Here is a 16,016-nt window from a genome sequence, read left to right as displayed (position 1 = left end):
TGTTTGTGTGGTATGATAGGAATATACGTTCCTATTAAAGCGGTGACCCTTCGTGCAAATCACGTATCAATTTCGCCTCTACCCGACCCCCGAACAGGAAAAACTCATGATCCGAACGTTGATCATGTGCCGGAAGCTATACAATCGGGCGAAGGAGCAACGGGATACCGTCTACCATCAAGAGGGCAGAACCGTCACCTATGCCATGCAGCAAAATGAATTGCCCGCCTTCAAGAAGGAATTTCCCGAATATAAAGAAGTTCATTCACAAGTGCTACAAGATTGCCTGCGGCGTTTGGATGATGCCTATCAGCGGTTCTTTCGCGGCGAGGCGGGTTTTCCCCATTATAAGTCGGCCGACCGATACCTCTCCTTTACATACCCTCAGCCTGGTGCGGTAGACAAGACTTTCGCCCGGGATGGATACGTCTATCTGTCCAAAATCGGCTTTGTCCGCATGCGTGCACATCGACCGTTTGACCGGGCGAATGTGACCCAAATCAACGTGAAACGGCATTCAGACGGGTGGATTGCGGGGATCGGCGTAAACATAGAGGCAGCGGAAGCCAGTCAGACGGCGGAAACAGCCGTGGGCATCGACGTCGGGCTGCGCACATTTGCGGCGCTGTCCGATGAGACGAAGGTGGACAACCCACGGCATCTTCGAAGAGCAGAGAAGATGCCGTGGGTTGTCCCGGAAAGCGCGCGGTTCCCGCAACCGGCAGAAAGCCAAACAGAAGGTCGCGAACATCCACCAGAAAGTGGCGCGTCAGCGGAAAGATTTCTTGCACAAGCAATCGCACCGCATCGTTCAGAGACATGACCTAATTGCGGTAGAGCAGTTGAAAGTGAAGAACATGATCCGTAACCGCCGGCTGTCCAAAAGCATCTCGGATGCCGGATGGCGAAGGTTCATCACGTATCTGTCGTATAAAGCGGCAAGACAGGGGAAGCGACTCGTAGAAGTGCCCGCCCACGGCACATCGCAAACCTGCATATGCGGTGCGAATGTTCCCAAAACGTTGGCGTCCGGCTTCATGAATGCAAAGCATGCGGACGGGTGCAGGACAGAGACATCGTTTCGGCCCAGGTCATTTTGCAGCGGGCTTTGAGCATCGTAGCGTGATGGACTGAATACCGTAGGGAGGGTTTGCCCCGAACGGGATGCGTGTGCCGCATCGAACGCTTGTGGAGATCCAGTCAGACCTTTCCTACAGAAAGGCAGCGATCGTCGAAACAAGAAGCCCCGCCTCTTCAGGCGGTGGGAGCACTCACTCCCTGAAGGTGCCTAGCTTATCATGGGGGGAATCATCATGCCAGCTTCCCCAACTGCTCTTCAACACAGGAACCAGTTTCAATCTAACAAAAATACTATTGCCGCTCAGTTTCCCTGTCGGGAAACGGGCGGCAACACAAGGAATCAGCTAAATCTAGAAATGGTCCTCGCTGTGACTTTTTGACAAAGGAACGGTGCAGAAAGCGGAAATAATCCGACACGTAGCGAAATCGACCTTCCTTATCGAGGATGTTCCAAACGGTTTGCGGTATAATATTGTGTCTCCTGCCATGCACCATCATACCTTAAGCAGAGTCATCCCGTATTCACTCGTAACAAAGTTCATGTCTGAGTCCCGTGAAACCAATACCAAATCAGCTATAAAGGCAGTTGCTATGATAAGGGCATCAGGAGTCTTTATTTTTCGCCCTTTGCCTCTTTGCTCGCTTTGTATGAAAGCGGCTTTTCTTGCAATGGCAGAGTCAACATGGATCACATATCTGGAGGAAAACATTCGCTCCGCTATTAAAAACTGACTGTGTTTGATTCCGCTTAATACTTCGCACTCAGTAATCGTTGAAAAAAATATTCGCCGTCTTTCTTCTTGGGCCTGTCGAACTAGGTTAACAGCGGCATGGTCGTTGTCCAGAATGGCGATGACAATGTTCGAATCGAATAAGTATCCGGAGTGGCTATGTGTCACTTTCCCCAGCCCTCCCGAGACTCTTGAATGTGGTCTAATAATTCTTGCGCTTCCCCAGGCTTCAGAATTCCCGCTACACTTAAAATATCGTCAACGGAATAATCATCGAAGTCCTCAATCGTTTCTGCATCAAGATCAATAACCAGCTTTTTGGTGGAAATATTGTTTTCAGATAAAAACTTCCTTAAGTCTTTTGCAATATGAGGATGGAGTTTGCGTACCATTGACATGGAGAGACGCTCCTTTCAAAAATAGATTCCGAATCATTTGATCCTGCGAGTCTCTTCGTTCTTTACTTACAGATCATTATACCCGATGCCGGAACTGCTGGATACAAGCATACACCTTCCGCCTCGGACCTATGTACAAGGCCATCAACGGATAACGCACACAGGCCTTTCCTGATGCCTTTCGATGCCTCCTTTGAATTTGCTGTTAGGTTTGGTCCGCTTTCCGGTTCGCTGATCGGCCCGGCTTGTATGATCGGCCTGACTTGAAAGTTCTTTCACTTCCTTCTCCAGCTCGTTCAGCTGTTGATAGATGCCGTGCAGCCTCGCTTCATTTTCGAAGGTAAGATCAAGCGGTTCCTTCTCCTCCGCTCCATATATTCCTTCTGTTCATCTTGGCTATTCACTAATACAGATTGGGCTTTATTCATTGCGTCTTCATACATGCGCCATTGAGACACATTGGCTGGTTGCTTATATGTAAGTCCGGGTGTTGCTTCAGCCATCTTACTCAATCCAATATTCATTCCCATTCCTAAAGCATCTGATAAAGACTTGCACTAAATTTTTTTGCTTCTTCTGGAGCATCTTTTTCTAAGCGTGAAATTGATAACTTTCCTTGTTCAAGAGAAACTCCATCTAACTTGTTGAAATTTGCAGATAACCACTTTAATCTTTCATTAAGGCTGCTGTTTCTCTCTGTCATAAAGTCTCCGAATGATAAACTAACTGATAACCTCGTATTTCCCTTCGTTTGATTCCATGTATCCTCTGAAAACAAATATTCCTCAAAATCTCTATATTGTCTACTACCTTTTCATTCAGCTTTTTACTGTTTTGTTTCTGAATTTCTTCTTGAGCCTTACGGCCTTTTGATAACAGACTGAGTATTTGTCTGTCATGAATTTCAAAAGCTTTATCCGTTAACTCCTGAGTAAGATGTAATAAATAGACGGTTAATATCGAATATCGTTTATTTTCTTGAAAGTCACGAAATGCATAAGGCTCATATCTTGAACCTAAGCGAGATAGCTGTAACAGACGATTGCGATGCAAATGACTAATTTGTACCGTTTCTAATTCCATACCTCGTATGTATTCGAGTCGTTCTATTACTTTTAGAAATGTTTCGGCTGACGGCAATCAGGTAGCGAAGTATGAAAGGACATAGTCATGGCAGGTTTCAATCTGAATATTTTCACAAATAGCATTTTCAATTTTTTGGGTGGGATGATGTCAAGCTAAGACAGAAATAGATACTTCAAATAGAAAACAATGCCTGAAATATGAGAGAGCCGATAACCGCGTAATAGGGTTATCGGCTCTGTGTCTGTACGGCTAGCTCTTTGACATGCGTTTATCAGCAACCTCTCGGTTATGTCACTTGTTGCTGGTCTTTTTGATCAAGTCCACGCCATCGTATGCCAGACTTTCTACACTTGCAGCCTTCTGCAGGATGTAATGATCAAAAAAGTTCTTCGTATAGTCTGTAACAAGATTTCGCATCTCCATAGCATCCCGTTCGCCTCTGACTTCCTCATTAACACTGGTAAACACGATGTCGCAGTAATCTAAATGCGCAACACGATCAACAGAGAAATAATAGGTTTCCATGCTATTGTTAGCGCCAATTATCGCATTCATGTTGTAGTTAGGTTCACAAAACAGCAGCAAGAAGGGTTTCTTAAGGTCGCTGTCGAGAAGGCCGAACGCACCGCTATCCAAGCCAATCCCGCAGACGAACCGGTCGTCGTCCCGGCAAACAATCGCCGTCGTTGGCCCTCCATAAGAATGTCCGACTATGCCCATGCCGATGTCAAGCAACAATCTGTCCTTAAAGATGGAATTCAGCTCTCCAGAGTCCAGTTTGTAAAGATAATCGGCTACATACCTTACATCTTCTGCCTGTAATTCACTATACTCTGTTAACTTGGCAAGTATCGGCAATGTAAGCACGTTACGGCACATCTCAATGGCAGTTTCATCGTCAGGCCGCATCTCCATCTTACCAGCCAACGCCAGCATCTCCGGATCTTCACCAAACGCCATAAGGACATCCGAAAAATCCTTTGCTACATTAAACAGGCGCCCATCTTTACGCTTATACATCGTGCTATTCTGATGGCCGATGCTTACCACAACATATCCCATGCTTGCCAAGTCTGTACAGATCACCGTACCCCATTCTGGAGAACCACCCCCTCCGCAAACATAGAATAACACCGGATAGCGCTTTTCCTTCCCGGAGAGAGCAAGGTCGTCGTAACACTGGGTCTTGATATCTATAGAGAAAACATTCTTCAACGCAGTGAGAAGTGGCTGCTCATTAAACATCTCGTAGACTTCAGGAAACATGTACGTTGATGTAGTCTTCCCTTCGCTACTGTCGGACGGATAGTAGACAAACGCCGTCAGTTCTCTTTTTGAGTGATCTGATGCCGTGTACTCAAAATCCATCTGGGTTCGACCGACGGTATAGCCGCCAATTGGTTGTGGAAATACGTCATAAGTTTTCATTTTCTTGTTCCCCCTTAATTAATATGTGAGATACATACATTGCGCTATGAGCGCTTTTCAAAACTGTGAAACTATTACATCCTATCTTCAGTGAATCATATCTACTCCTTGGCTTTCTTGAGATCGCTCACAATTTCAGAATATTTATGATCTTCAAGCAGCCCATGACCCATAAAGTCAGCAAAGTACTTGCTAATCTTATGTTGCAGCTTAGAGTCCTTAATATCGAATTCCCTAAAAAACATGACTAAATTAAACTGCATTGACTCAAACATAAAAGAAATCAGGTCGTCGTCAATATCAGGTCGGAGATATCCATCAACCCTCATTCGGCGTAAAATGTTCTTGATTAAGGGGGATGACTCGCCCTTTAGCACATTCAGATATATTTTAAGCAAAACATTCTCAGGAATGTATAAAAATGTTTCAGTGAGTTTGATTTCCAACTCATTCAGTGGCTCGGTCACAATGCCATTAACGTTACCCAATAAGCCAGTAAGGAAAAACTGGAAAAGGGAGTCTTCATTACTGTTATTAAAATACGCAGCTCTTTTCTGGGTCACATTACGTATTAAGAGACAATAAAGGTCATCTTTGTCTTCAAAATACCGATAAAATGTTCCGGGGTGCATGGACAAACTATCCAAAACCATCTTCATAGTTATATCCTCGTAAAGATGATCAACAAAAAGATGCATAGCGCTATTAGATATTTCCTCGCGCCTTGCTTCATCTAAACGAAAGAAAGTATTTTTTGGCATAGATTCCTCCTTAATGCGAAGTGTGAATTGATTCATACTATACTGATAATACATTCACATGTCAAATGGTATTTGAAAAGCTCAATTTCTCTATTTTGATTTGCAGAGAAGTTGGGCTTTTTAATTTGGAATGTAAATACTAGACATATAAACCTACGATATCTTGGAAATATTTAAATTAAATAGATTTAATAATTTTATGTCTATAAAATAATAGACAAAAATATAAATTATCTATAAAATAAAGCGAGTGATTTGTAATTCTAACATGCAAAGGATGAGAGAAATGTTGAACAACCGTTATGTCCGGACGATTATCCTATCCCGGATCTTTCTGCAGCTCGGGATCTGGATCAGAAACTTCGCCGTTCTGCTTTACGTCACGGATTTGACCCGCAATGATCCGTTCTATGTATCCTTGATTTCCGTGGTGGAATATGCGCCGATTTTTGTATTTGCGATCATCGGAGGGACATTGGCCGACCGCTGGCGTCCCAAGCGCACGATGGTATGGTGTGACTTGCTTTCCGCCGTTTCTGTACTCGGGGTGCTGCTTGCTCTTTTATACGGAACCTGGGCGGCGCTGCTGGCGGGAACGCTTGTATCGGCCAGTCTATCGCAATTTTCGCAGCCGTCGGGCATGAAGCTTTACAAGCAGCATGTTCCCGCCGAACAACTGCAGAGTGTTATGGGGATGTCGCAAACGCTGGTATCGGTGTTTATGATATTGGGCCCGATGATCGGCACGTTTATTTTTCTGCAATACGGCATTGAGATTTCCCTGGCTTTGACGGTGATTATGTTTTCCGTCTCGGCGCTGATCTTGTCCACTTTGCCTAAGGATGCCAAGGAGAAGAAGTCTGTACAAACCGGGAATATTATGAAAGAAATGAAGGAGGGTATTCGTTATTTATGGGCTAACCGCTCGCTGAGGGTGCTCAGCGTTACCTTTGCTGTGACCGGTCTGGCCGCAGGATTAACTCAGCCGCTGCTGCTGTTCGTCACGGTTGATCAATTGGGGCTTGAAAAGACTTTCCTTCAGTGGCTGTTACTGACCAACGGGGCTGCCATGCTTGCGGGAGGAATCCTCATTATGCTGGTGGCGAAGCGGGTGAAGCCGCAGGTGCTGCTGCTGACAGGGCTTATGGGCAGTGCGCTTGTCACTGTTATAACTGGCGCATCGACTGTGGCCGCGCTGACGATCGCGGTCCAGGTCATTGGCGGTTTGGCCTACTCCGGGGTACAGGCAGGGATTCAGACCATGATCATACAGAATACCGGAGCCGCCCTGATTGGGCGGGTGAGCGGAGCGATTACGCCTCTTTTTATGGGCATGATGGTGATCGGCATGTCGTTATCCGGCTTTCTTAAAGACCAGCTCTCGCTCTTCACGGTCTATGCGTTGAGTGGGGGACTGCTCGTAATCGGGGCACTTGTGCTGACCCCTCTGCTGATGCGGCAGAGGGACACGGAGTATACAGCATAATCCTTTTTCAATTTTGTTAAACCAGAAGATTGCGATGTCCGGTTGTTCTTGTTAAGTTGGGGGAGGCACGCAGCAGCGGAGAGAACGAAGCAATTCCGGAAAAGCGAAGCGTTCGCCTTTGCCCCAAAGGGGCAACAGCGATTGTAGGAATGCTTCGTTCTCGGAGCGCCTCACCCACGCACGAAAAGAGTGCCCCGGTCAATAAACTGGGACACTCCTTTTTTTCGATATTCATCTCAGAAGAAATCTTATCAGGAGGATTCCCCGTTAAGATAGCGGTAGAACGGCGCATCCACCCAGAAATCATAGGTTTGCACCTCTGCTTCAGGAGCGATCTTGTTCAATCCTTCAGCAATGGTCTCTGTGTCTTCCTTCAGTGAAAAGGATTGTGCATAGTAGCTGCCGGCGTCAATCCGGTTATTCGAGATTTTCATATAATTGTTCATGGACGGGAGCGAGTAATAGAGCGGCTGCCACCAGGAGGCAGTAATCAGCCCGGCTTCATCTTCGCTGTCTTTTTTGGCATATCGGTTCACAACGCCGTCAAACTGCTCTTTGTCCGCAGCAGATTCAAATTCCAGAGCCAGATCGTATTCTTTGGCATAGGCGATATAGTTGCCGTTTTCAATCTGTACCACCTTGTAATCATCAGATTCTGTCGGAGTGCCCCACTCCTGCAGATAGACAAAAGCCGATGTTTTCGGTTCCAACTGTACCTTCGCCTGAATGCCTTCACTGCGCAGCAGTCCGATCAGTTGAATGGAATGCTTGAGGTCGCTGTGTCCGTAGGTAAGGGACAAGGTTGGATCAAAGTGGGCGTCGTAGCGTTGATCTTTAATGTTGTAGCCGGTGAACAGACCTTGCTTCAGGCCTTCATCGAAAATCTTCTGCAGCTCCGGTGCCATGACAAGCTCCTGGGTGTCGTAGGCATCGTTCAGCTTTGCGAAAATATCGTTATCCAGCACACTGCCTATGTAAGATTTATACGAGCCGTGAAAAGAGAGGACACCTGCCAGCAAATCGGCCGCCAAAACGTTGTCCGCTTGGCTATCCGGTCTAAAGGAGCCCACAGCATCCGCCGGAAGCAGACCTGTATCCACAGCAGCAGCCAACTCCTGGATGATCTCGGGGCTTAGCTTCTCAATACCGCTAACGCCCGCTTGGTCCAGTGAAGAGGCGGCTTTCTCAGGTGTGTAGGTATCTGCCAATTCCTTCAGTTCCGCTGCTTTCACAGCAAGACTGACTGCATTTACTTGAGTCAAGGGAGCAGCATCCTTTGCAAATGGCGGCGTCTGCCCCAGCAGCTTGCCCATCACGGTGATATAATCGCCCACTGTTGGCGCCGCTGGCAAAGTTACCTCGAAACGGTTTTGCAGGTAGGAAATATTGCTGTTTGCCTTGGAGCTGGACAATGAAGGAGCCGTAACAACGGCTTCCGCCACCGGTGCAGCGGCGAACGTTGGAGTGCCCGTAGCTGCAAGGGTGGAAATTACGAATGCGGTAGAGATGGTAAGCACTTTACGTGACACGGTATGTGATTTGAATAAAGCTGACAATGAAACATCCCCCTTTGATGATTCTCGAAAGAAATTGCTAGAATCATATCCTCTTAGGTGAGCTCTGTCAATATGATTTGAAAGATGCCGTGTTTTCAAATGAGAGGGCAGTTCCACGTTGTATACACGCTGTATTTCTTGATTATGTTATGTTTCATTACATATTTATTGACTATTTGTTTTTTTTGTTACTATAATCACATATAAATATCTTATTTGTTATTTAACATTACTGTTTGTGGAAAGAATTTGGAAGGGGAATGAGCCATGAAAATGAGAAAACTATTCTTTATCCCTGTACTGACTGCCGGTCTGCTTGCCAGCACATTACTACCGACAGGCGGACTGACCGGAACGGCAGCCGCGGCTATGGAAGTCACGGCTGTACCCGCACAATCTGAAGTCAATCCAGCCCTTCCGAATGTGGTTATTCTGGCTACCGGCGGAACGATTGCCGGATCATCCAGCTCCAATACGGATACAACGGGCTATAAGGCAGGAGCTCTCGGCGTAGAGACTCTAATCAACGCTGTTCCTGAGATGAAGATGCTTGCGAATGTCAGCGGTGAACAGGTTGCCAACGTCGGCAGCCCAAATATTAACAATACCATTCTGCTGCAAATGGCCCAACGGATTAATGAATTGCTTGCCAGTGAAGATGTGGACGGAATTGTCATTACTCATGGCACGGATACGCTTGAAGAAACGGCTTATTTCCTTAATCTGGTCGTCAAAAGCGACAAACCGGTCGTAGTAGTCGGCTCAATGCGTCCGGCGACAGCCATCAGTGCAGATGGCCCGTTCAATCTGTACAATGCGGTCAAGGTGGTCAGTACTCCTGAAGCCCAAGGCAAAGGGGTTATGATTATGCTGAATGACCGGATTGGCTCTGCGAGATATATTACCAAGACCAATACGACGGCTGTAGATACCTTCAAGTCTGTTGAGCAGGGGTATCTTGGCGCTGTAGTAGGGGACAAAGTGTTGTTCTATAATGAACCAACACGCAAGCATACGACCGAATCCGTATTTGATATATCCGGTCTGACGGAACTGCCTCAGGTCGATATTCTATACGAATACCAAAACAACGGACGTTATCTGTATGATGCGGCCGCAGCGGCAGGGGCCCAAGGCATTGTCGTCGCCGGCTCCGGCAACGGCTCGATGTCTAGCGCTTCATCTGAAGGAGCAGAGGATGCAGGTGAAAAAGGGATCATTATCGCCCGCTCTACCCGTGTCGGCAGCGGAACGGTGTCCTCCTCAAGCTCGGACCTTGCCAGAAATTTTGTGTCAACGGACTCTCTGAATCCGCAAAAAGCCCGCATTTTGCTAATGCTTGCATTGACTAAGACGAAGGATGCGGCGCAAATCCAGTCTTATTTCAACGAGTACTGAATGGCTCCAGCAGGTAATCAAGAAAAAATCCTCGTTCCCACTTCGGAACGGGGATTTTTCCATTTTTCTGGCATACAATGATAACAGACAAGCGGTAACCGCTTGTTAGTAGCCATAATTGAGAAGAGAGGGTGAAGAACAATGGAAATCATCAGAATGAAGAAAGTCCTGGCGAGAACCATCGAGGTGTCGGACAAGTATGCGTGGGGGGGTGTGGCTATTGGTGGGGGCGGTTATGTGACAGGATTGGTGGTGCACCCGAAGGAGTCTAATCTGGTATACATCCGGACGGATGTAGGCGGACTGTACCGCTGGGATGAGCCGAACCGCAGATGGATTCATCTTTCGGGCTGGGCGAATCGCAGTAATGTGAATCTGTATGGCGGTGAGAGTCTCGCCCTGGATCCGTCCGATCCGGAAATCGTATATGCCGCACTTGGCAAATACGATTATTGGACGCCGAGCGATATTTTCAAATCGGTAGACCGCGGCCATACATGGACCCGCACAGGATTATCGGTCAATGGCAAGGACGTCCGCATGCATGCAAACGGTTCCAATCGAACGGCAGGGGAGCGGTTGGCCGTTGATCCGAATGACGGTCGTACGGTGTACTTTGGCTCCAGGTTTGACGGCTTGTTCCGCAGCACGGAAGGGGCGGCCAACGGCAGTTGGGTGCATGTGGATGCTTTTCCGGTACTGAACAATGCACCGAATGGAATCTCGTTCATTCTGTGTGATCCGGCATCCGGCTCACCGGGGCAAGGAAGCAGCAGAATTTTTGTAGGCGCTTTCAAATCAGGTGTCTACGTAAGCGAGGATGCCGGGCAGACCTGGAATATACTCGAAGGGAGTCCGTTCCGGCCGAATCGCGGGTTAATCGGTGCGGATGGTACCCTGTATGTAGCGCACGGGGAGGGACTTGCTAAATTCAGCGGGGGCGTCTGGACGGATATCACGCCTCCACCGGATGCAGGCAAAACCTTCGGCTCCATTACTCAGGATGCGCAGCGGCCCGAAATATTAATGACGGCCAGAAGGCTCGACAGCCACGGCAACCCGATCTATCGTTCAGCCGATGGCGGTGCCACCTGGCAGCAGGTGCAATACAGCAGAGAATTGCTGGTGCCGTGGATGCCGGATTGGCATTGGTCCTCGGCGACCTCTTCCTTGACCATTGATCCATTCAACAGCAGCAGGGTCTGGATGACCGATTGGTACTACGCATGGCGGACGGATGACATCACGCAGATCCCTTCCCTGTGGTGTAATGATGCAAAAGGGCTGGAGACGGTTGTGAATGTGGCGAATCTCGTCAGCCCTCCGGATGGACGCTGCATTCTTCACAGCGGGATTGCGGATAACGGCGGCTTTGATCACACTTCCCTTGATCAATATCCCGAAGCCACCTATTTTACAGGCAAAGGCGGCATTAAGGAACTGACGACAACCGGTATTGACATTCAGGAGAACAACCCGAATTTTGTTGTGCGGGTCGGTACCTACGGTTGGAACGGCGATGGGCGCGCGAATCCCGGCAACGGGGGATATTCCGTGAATGGGGGACTGGACTATACGGCATTCGCCAGCCTTCCCTATAAAGGTGCCCAGGGAGGCAAGGTCGCGGTATCGGCAGTGTCTCCTAACCATATCGTCTGGGTGCCGCAGCAGGGGGCTATTTATTATACCCGAGACAGGGGCCGCACATGGAACCGAAGCACGGGAGGACCGGAGAAGCTGCTGACAGGGTCGCATATTTTCGCCAACTATTATCAGCCGCTTGCTGCGGACAAGGCGCACGGCAATCTGTTTTATGCATATGAGAAAACAGGCCGTTTCTTCCGCAGCGACGACAAGGGCGCGACATGGACACATATTGCTACACTGCCGTCGCAGGCTACCTCCTGGCATGCGGTGCAGACAGCTCCCGGTATAAAGGGAGAGGTATGGGTCAGTCTCAATGATCAAGGAATATACCGTTCGAGCAATAGCGGCCTGAATTTCAGCAAGCTGTCGTCCGTTGAACAGGCATTTCTCTTCTGTTTTGGCAAAAATGCCCCTGGACGCACCAATCCTGCTGTATTTGTGTACGGCAAAGTAAGCGGATTTAAGGATGAGGGCATCTTCCGCTCGGACGATATGGGAGCAACCTGGGTTAAAATCAGTGTCGATTATCCGTTCCCCGGCAACGACCCCAACGCGATGACAGGTGACCGCAGGGTATACGGCCGTGTTTATATAGGTACAAATGGAACGGGGATTCTATATGGAGAGCGGGTGTAAGGCGTATTATACTTAACGGTTATGTCTCTGTAAAAGCATGGAGAGACATCCTTTGGATGCCTCTCTTTGTCGTCCTTGCGCCGGGAATTCTACGGATTAGCAGCGAAAAGCCTCTGAAATTTAAATGTGCGACCTGCCCAGGCAAAACTATAATAGAGAAGGAATTATAATGAAAGCGCAATCATTTCACTTGAATATTAGGAAGGGGAAATGAGAATGGGCAGACATACAAGCAGGCACGTCAGAAAATGGGCAATCACCGTAGTAGGGGCAGCGCTGCTGATCGCAGGAATGCCAGGCGGAGGGACGAATGTATACGCGGACAGGGGAGCACCGCCGGACAATACGAACGGGATTCAGTTGGAATACCTGGACCGGGGCCTGGTGGCCGCTTCTGTGGAAGGCGGGCAGTTTCTGAGCTGGCGTCTGCTGGCTGATGAAGTAACGGGGGACTCGGCATCCGGCTTGACCGGAGCTCATTTTAACGTCTATCGGGACGGGATCAATATTGCGACTGTGACAGACAGCACCAACTATCTTGATACGGAGGGCACCTCCCAATCCTTGTATTCTGTTGCCGCCGTGGTATATGAAGAGGAAGTGAAGCATGGGGCTGCGAACAGCGTGTATGGACTGGAGTTGGGCAAAAGTGCTGCGGTTCGCCCCTGGAGCGGTGGTTTCTACGATCTCCCGCTGCAAAAGCCTGCCGACGGAGTGACTCCTGCCGGAGAAGGCTACACGTATTCCGCCAATGACATGAGTGTGGGCGATACGGACGGAGATGGGCAATACGAGTTTTTTGTAAAATGGGACCCCTCCAATTCCAAGGATGTGTCACAAAAAGGATATACCGGGAATACTTATGTCGATGCATATGCGATGGACGGGACCTTAAAGTACAGGATCGATCTCGGGGTAAATATCCGTTCTGGCGCGCATTATACCCAAATGCTGGTCTATGACTTCGACGGGGACGGACGCTCTGAGCTGATGTTCAAAACGGCCCCGGGCACAAAAGTAATCACCTACAACCAAAAAGGTAGACCTGCTAAGGAGCGGTACATTACGATGCCGCGTGAGGATATCCGGGCAGGCTACAGTCATAAGGATGATTACCGGATGAGCAGCGATGATTATTACGAGCATGTGGTGGACATGTTCATGAACTGGCATCGGCATGAGGAGGTGCTGAACGGACATTGGCCGGCGACGCTGGAGGAATGCTTCGGGGTAGAGCAAAGGTATGAATACCCGCTGTCCCGTGCGGACGCGGAGGAGCTGGCGGACTATTTCATCGATGAATACGCGCCTGCCCGCAGCAGCAGGAATGATCTGCGCACCTTTGCAGGCTTTATTGTGGATGGACCTGAATATTTAACAGTCTTTGACGGGGACACCGGGAAAGAGCTGGATACCGTGCGCTATGAGCCGGGACGGCAGGACGATGGTCTGATGTGGGGAGATTATGCCATGGCCCGGATTGAGCCGGGGAATCGGGTGGACCGTTTTCTGACAGGAGTGGCCTATCTGGATGGCATTCGTCCGTCCGCCGTATTTGCGCGCGGCTATTACACACGCTCTGTCCTCGTAACCTACCAGTGGGATGGTGAACATCTGCGGAAGCAGTGGGTGGCGGACAGCGGCTGGACGAGCATGAGCAATCCGTTTAATGACAGTCCGCACGGCAGGGACGGCACCGATCCGGAGCTGGGCACATTGACGACCCAGGGGGCACACTCCCTGAGCGTAGCGGATGTTGACCGGGACGGCAAGGATGAAATCGTCTATGGCTCGGCAACCGTGGATCACGATGGCAGCCTACTGTACAGCTCTATGGATGAAATGCCTGCGCAAAGCGCGGCTCCCGGAACCATTGCCCGTCTGGGACACGGGGATGCGCTGCATGTTACGGATATTGACCCGGACCGGCCGGGACAGGAGATTTTCATGGTTCATGAAGGTGGCACCTATGCTCCTTACGGCTATTCTCTGCGTGATGCGGCAACCGGGGAGGTCATCTATGGCGGATATACAGGCAAGGATACAGGACGCGGCATGGTAGGGGATATTGAGCCTGAACGCCGGGGGCTGGAGACATGGGCGGTCGGGTTGTGGACGGCAGACGGGGAGCAGATCAGCAGCAGCATGCCTGGCACTAATATGAACATAAAATGGGCAGCGGACATGACAACGCAAATTGTGAACGGGGCGATTGACGTTACGCCGGTGATCGAAGACTGGAAACGCGGTGTCCTATTGACAGCCGACGGAACACGGACCAACAACTACACCAAGGGCACGCCTTCGCTGGTGGCGGATATTTTCGGGGATTGGAGAGAAGAGATGCTTGTCCGCAAGACAGATAGCTCTGCCATCCGAATTTATCTGAGCACGGAAGTGACGGATCGCAAAATGTACACCCTCATGCATGATGCGCAGTATCGAACCGGGGTGGCTCGGCAAAATATGGGATACAATCAACCATCGTATACCAGTTTCTATCTGGCCTCAGACACGAATTGGGCGGATGTGCCGCTTCCCGCCTTCCATGCGCCTGGCGCGCTGAACGGCCTGAAATCCGCATTTGATCAGTATCGTGCAGCGAAAGAAGTGAAGGGGGATCTCGCTTCCCGGCTGAACAGCACGCTGAAGCAGGCTCAGAAGCAACTGGAGCAAGGGGATGCAGACAAAGCTGCAGGTTTGATGACGAAATTTATTTCTCAGATCAGCCAAAACCAAAAAGAGGAGCAGATCTCCCAGCAGGCCGCGTGGAGTCTCACCCGGTATGCGCAGTTGTTTATCGGAAATACGGAAAAATAAAGTAGAAGGAAGGCGGCAAGAAACAGGGGATTTATGAAGGCAGGGGGGACGAACGTTTCTCCTGTTTTTTTGCTTACAGCAAATTTTTAGGAGATTCGGGAAATACAAGTCTTTACACTGTCTGTCGGCGGGGTGTATGATTCATTTCGTAATTTAAATCTTTCAATAATAGTTATCTTGCTTTAATCGCTGAATTTTCGCGCAAAGCGGAAAATGGGGGAACCAAAGCAGCCGTCTTATTCCGGTATGAGAGCTGGAATAGGTGTGGCTGCAGGGGTGAATCGCGGAGGAGATTTCAAGGTCTCGGCCGCGTAGGGCGACTCTCTCGCCCGAATCCGACAGCTAACCTCGTAAGCGTACAGGGAGAGGCAGCAAAACCGACTGAAATCCAGTTCATGCTTGATCGGTTATGGACTCCGGAAGAAGCCGTGGGACGCTACTCGGACCCCATGGCTTCTTTTTTTGTTGCCCCGAATATTCAAGGAGGATCCGAATGCCAAATGAGACCATTCTGGTTGTTGCTCCTAACAATGACGGCCGGAAATTTGTAAAGCTGCTAATGCATCACCGCCTGTCCTTTGCCGTGCTGACCAACAGCAGCGCGGAAGAGAAGCAATTTGCGAAGCAGGGAGTGGAGCAAATCATCCGAATCGATACGTCCATGATGGACAAATGGGTGATTCCCAAAATGACGGTTGGGAGAATTTTTGTATTTGAAAGCAGTCTGAATCTCACTTGCCGCTATCTGCAAATCTGCAGGTCTTGGACGGAGAGTGAGATGTATGTGATTACCCGGCAGATGATGCATCCGAGATGCGTGTACCAGCGGATGGGCGCGGATCATGTGATTTATACCAAGACAGGGGAAGTCGGGTTTATTCTACATGGATAAGGATCGTAGATGGGCCGTGAATTTTTTGCACGGCTTTTTTTGCTGTATTTTGCTGTATTTTATTCGCTTAACATAGAATTATAGCTCCCCTCTTTGT

Annotated in this window: 10 protein-coding genes, 2 pseudogenes and 1 riboswitch; of the genes and pseudogenes, 6 read left to right on the top strand and 6 right to left on the bottom strand. The window is 49.1% G+C overall.

Features of this window, described 5'->3' with window-relative positions:
• The first annotated feature begins 52 nt into the window (after positions 1-52).
• Positions 53-1,112: pseudogene (locus OIN60_RS20340) on the top strand (RNA-guided endonuclease InsQ/TnpB family protein).
• Positions 1,113-1,574: 462 nt separating this feature from the next.
• Here the strand turns inward: OIN60_RS20340 and OIN60_RS20335 are convergent.
• From OIN60_RS20335 to OIN60_RS20315, 5 genes and pseudogenes are all read right to left on the bottom strand, one after another.
• Positions 1,575-1,979, bottom strand: a complete 405-nt coding sequence (locus tag OIN60_RS20335; RefSeq protein ID WP_305756695.1) for a type II toxin-antitoxin system VapC family toxin — start codon at positions 1,977-1,979, stop codon at positions 1,575-1,577.
• The gene (locus OIN60_RS20330) at positions 1,976-2,209 is read right to left on the bottom strand and encodes a hypothetical protein (RefSeq protein ID WP_305756694.1); all 234 of its coding nucleotides are present in this window, start codon (positions 2,207-2,209) and stop codon (positions 1,976-1,978) included. The genes OIN60_RS20335 and OIN60_RS20330 overlap by 4 nt, the downstream gene beginning before the upstream one ends.
• A gap of 398 nt (positions 2,210-2,607) precedes the next feature.
• A pseudogene (locus tag OIN60_RS20325) lies at positions 2,608-3,346 on the bottom strand (Tn3 family transposase); the annotation flags it as partial.
• A 240-nt stretch (positions 3,347-3,586) separates the two neighbouring features.
• Positions 3,587-4,723: an alpha/beta hydrolase gene (locus OIN60_RS20320; protein ID WP_305756693.1), complete on the bottom strand. Its 1,137-nt coding sequence runs from the start codon at positions 4,721-4,723 to the stop codon at positions 3,587-3,589.
• Between the two features lie 101 nt (positions 4,724-4,824).
• On the bottom strand, positions 4,825-5,484 hold the full coding sequence (locus OIN60_RS20315; RefSeq protein WP_305756692.1) for a TetR/AcrR family transcriptional regulator: 660 nt from the start codon (positions 5,482-5,484) through the stop codon (positions 4,825-4,827).
• 286 nt (positions 5,485-5,770) lie between these two features.
• Here OIN60_RS20315 and OIN60_RS20310 point away from each other — a divergent pair, with 286 nt between their 5' ends.
• The gene (locus tag OIN60_RS20310) at positions 5,771-6,970 is read left to right on the top strand and encodes an MFS transporter (RefSeq protein WP_370872561.1); all 1,200 of its coding nucleotides are present in this window, start codon (positions 5,771-5,773) and stop codon (positions 6,968-6,970) included.
• A gap of 251 nt (positions 6,971-7,221) precedes the next feature.
• Here OIN60_RS20310 and OIN60_RS20305 read toward each other — a convergent pair whose 3' ends face one another.
• Positions 7,222-8,526, bottom strand: a complete 1,305-nt coding sequence (locus OIN60_RS20305) for a hypothetical protein (protein ID WP_305756690.1) — start codon at positions 8,524-8,526, stop codon at positions 7,222-7,224.
• A gap of 273 nt (positions 8,527-8,799) precedes the next feature.
• Between OIN60_RS20305 and OIN60_RS20300 the strand changes: the two genes are divergently transcribed.
• The 4 genes from OIN60_RS20300 (at position 8,800) to OIN60_RS20285 (ending at position 15,919) form a co-directional block, all read left to right on the top strand.
• Positions 8,800-9,924: a type II asparaginase gene (locus tag OIN60_RS20300; protein ID WP_305756765.1), complete on the top strand. Its 1,125-nt coding sequence runs from the start codon at positions 8,800-8,802 to the stop codon at positions 9,922-9,924.
• A gap of 141 nt (positions 9,925-10,065) precedes the next feature.
• Positions 10,066-12,207 (top strand): WD40/YVTN/BNR-like repeat-containing protein, encoded by a 2,142-nt coding sequence (locus OIN60_RS20295; RefSeq protein ID WP_305756689.1) that lies wholly within the window; start codon positions 10,066-10,068, stop codon positions 12,205-12,207.
• 216 nt (positions 12,208-12,423) lie between these two features.
• Entirely contained in the window at positions 12,424-15,027 is a 2,604-nt protein-coding gene (locus OIN60_RS20290) for a rhamnogalacturonan lyase (RefSeq protein ID WP_370872560.1), read from the top strand.
• A gap of 177 nt (positions 15,028-15,204) precedes the next feature.
• A riboswitch (cyclic di-AMP (ydaO/yuaA leader) is annotated at positions 15,205-15,398 on the top strand.
• A 122-nt stretch (positions 15,399-15,520) separates the two neighbouring features.
• Positions 15,521-15,919, top strand: coding sequence for a hypothetical protein (locus OIN60_RS20285; RefSeq protein WP_305756688.1), 399 nt, complete (start codon positions 15,521-15,523; stop codon positions 15,917-15,919).
• Positions 15,920-16,016: the final 97 nt, after the last annotated feature.

The organism is Paenibacillus zeirhizosphaerae (assembly GCF_030705605.1).
GTDB classification, from domain to species: domain Bacteria; phylum Bacillota; class Bacilli; order Paenibacillales; family Paenibacillaceae; genus Paenibacillus; species Paenibacillus zeirhizosphaerae.
The sequence above is the reverse complement of the archived record's forward strand: the minus strand, read 5'-3'. Positions and strand labels throughout refer to the sequence as shown.

What these genes read in the sequence shown, in the direction of transcription:
- OIN60_RS20330 (WP_305756694.1), bottom strand. Translation starts at nt 2,209, where the DNA reads ATGTCAATGGTACGCAAACTCCATCCTCATATTGCAAAAGACTTAAGG.
- OIN60_RS20320 (WP_305756693.1), bottom strand. Translation starts at nt 4,723, where the DNA reads ATGAAAACTTATGACGTATTTCCACAACCAATTGGCGGCTATACCGTC.
- OIN60_RS20315 (WP_305756692.1), bottom strand. Translation starts at nt 5,484, where the DNA reads ATGCCAAAAAATACTTTCTTTCGTTTAGATGAAGCAAGGCGCGAGGAA.
- OIN60_RS20310 (WP_370872561.1), top strand. Translation starts at nt 5,771, where the DNA reads ATGTTGAACAACCGTTATGTCCGGACGATTATCCTATCCCGGATCTTT.
- OIN60_RS20300 (WP_305756765.1), top strand. Translation starts at nt 8,800, where the DNA reads ATGAGAAAACTATTCTTTATCCCTGTACTGACTGCCGGTCTGCTTGCC.
- OIN60_RS20295 (WP_305756689.1), top strand. Translation starts at nt 10,066, where the DNA reads ATGGAAATCATCAGAATGAAGAAAGTCCTGGCGAGAACCATCGAGGTG.
- OIN60_RS20290 (WP_370872560.1), top strand. Translation starts at nt 12,424, where the DNA reads ATGGGCAGACATACAAGCAGGCACGTCAGAAAATGGGCAATCACCGTA.
- OIN60_RS20285 (WP_305756688.1), top strand. Translation starts at nt 15,521, where the DNA reads ATGCCAAATGAGACCATTCTGGTTGTTGCTCCTAACAATGACGGCCGG.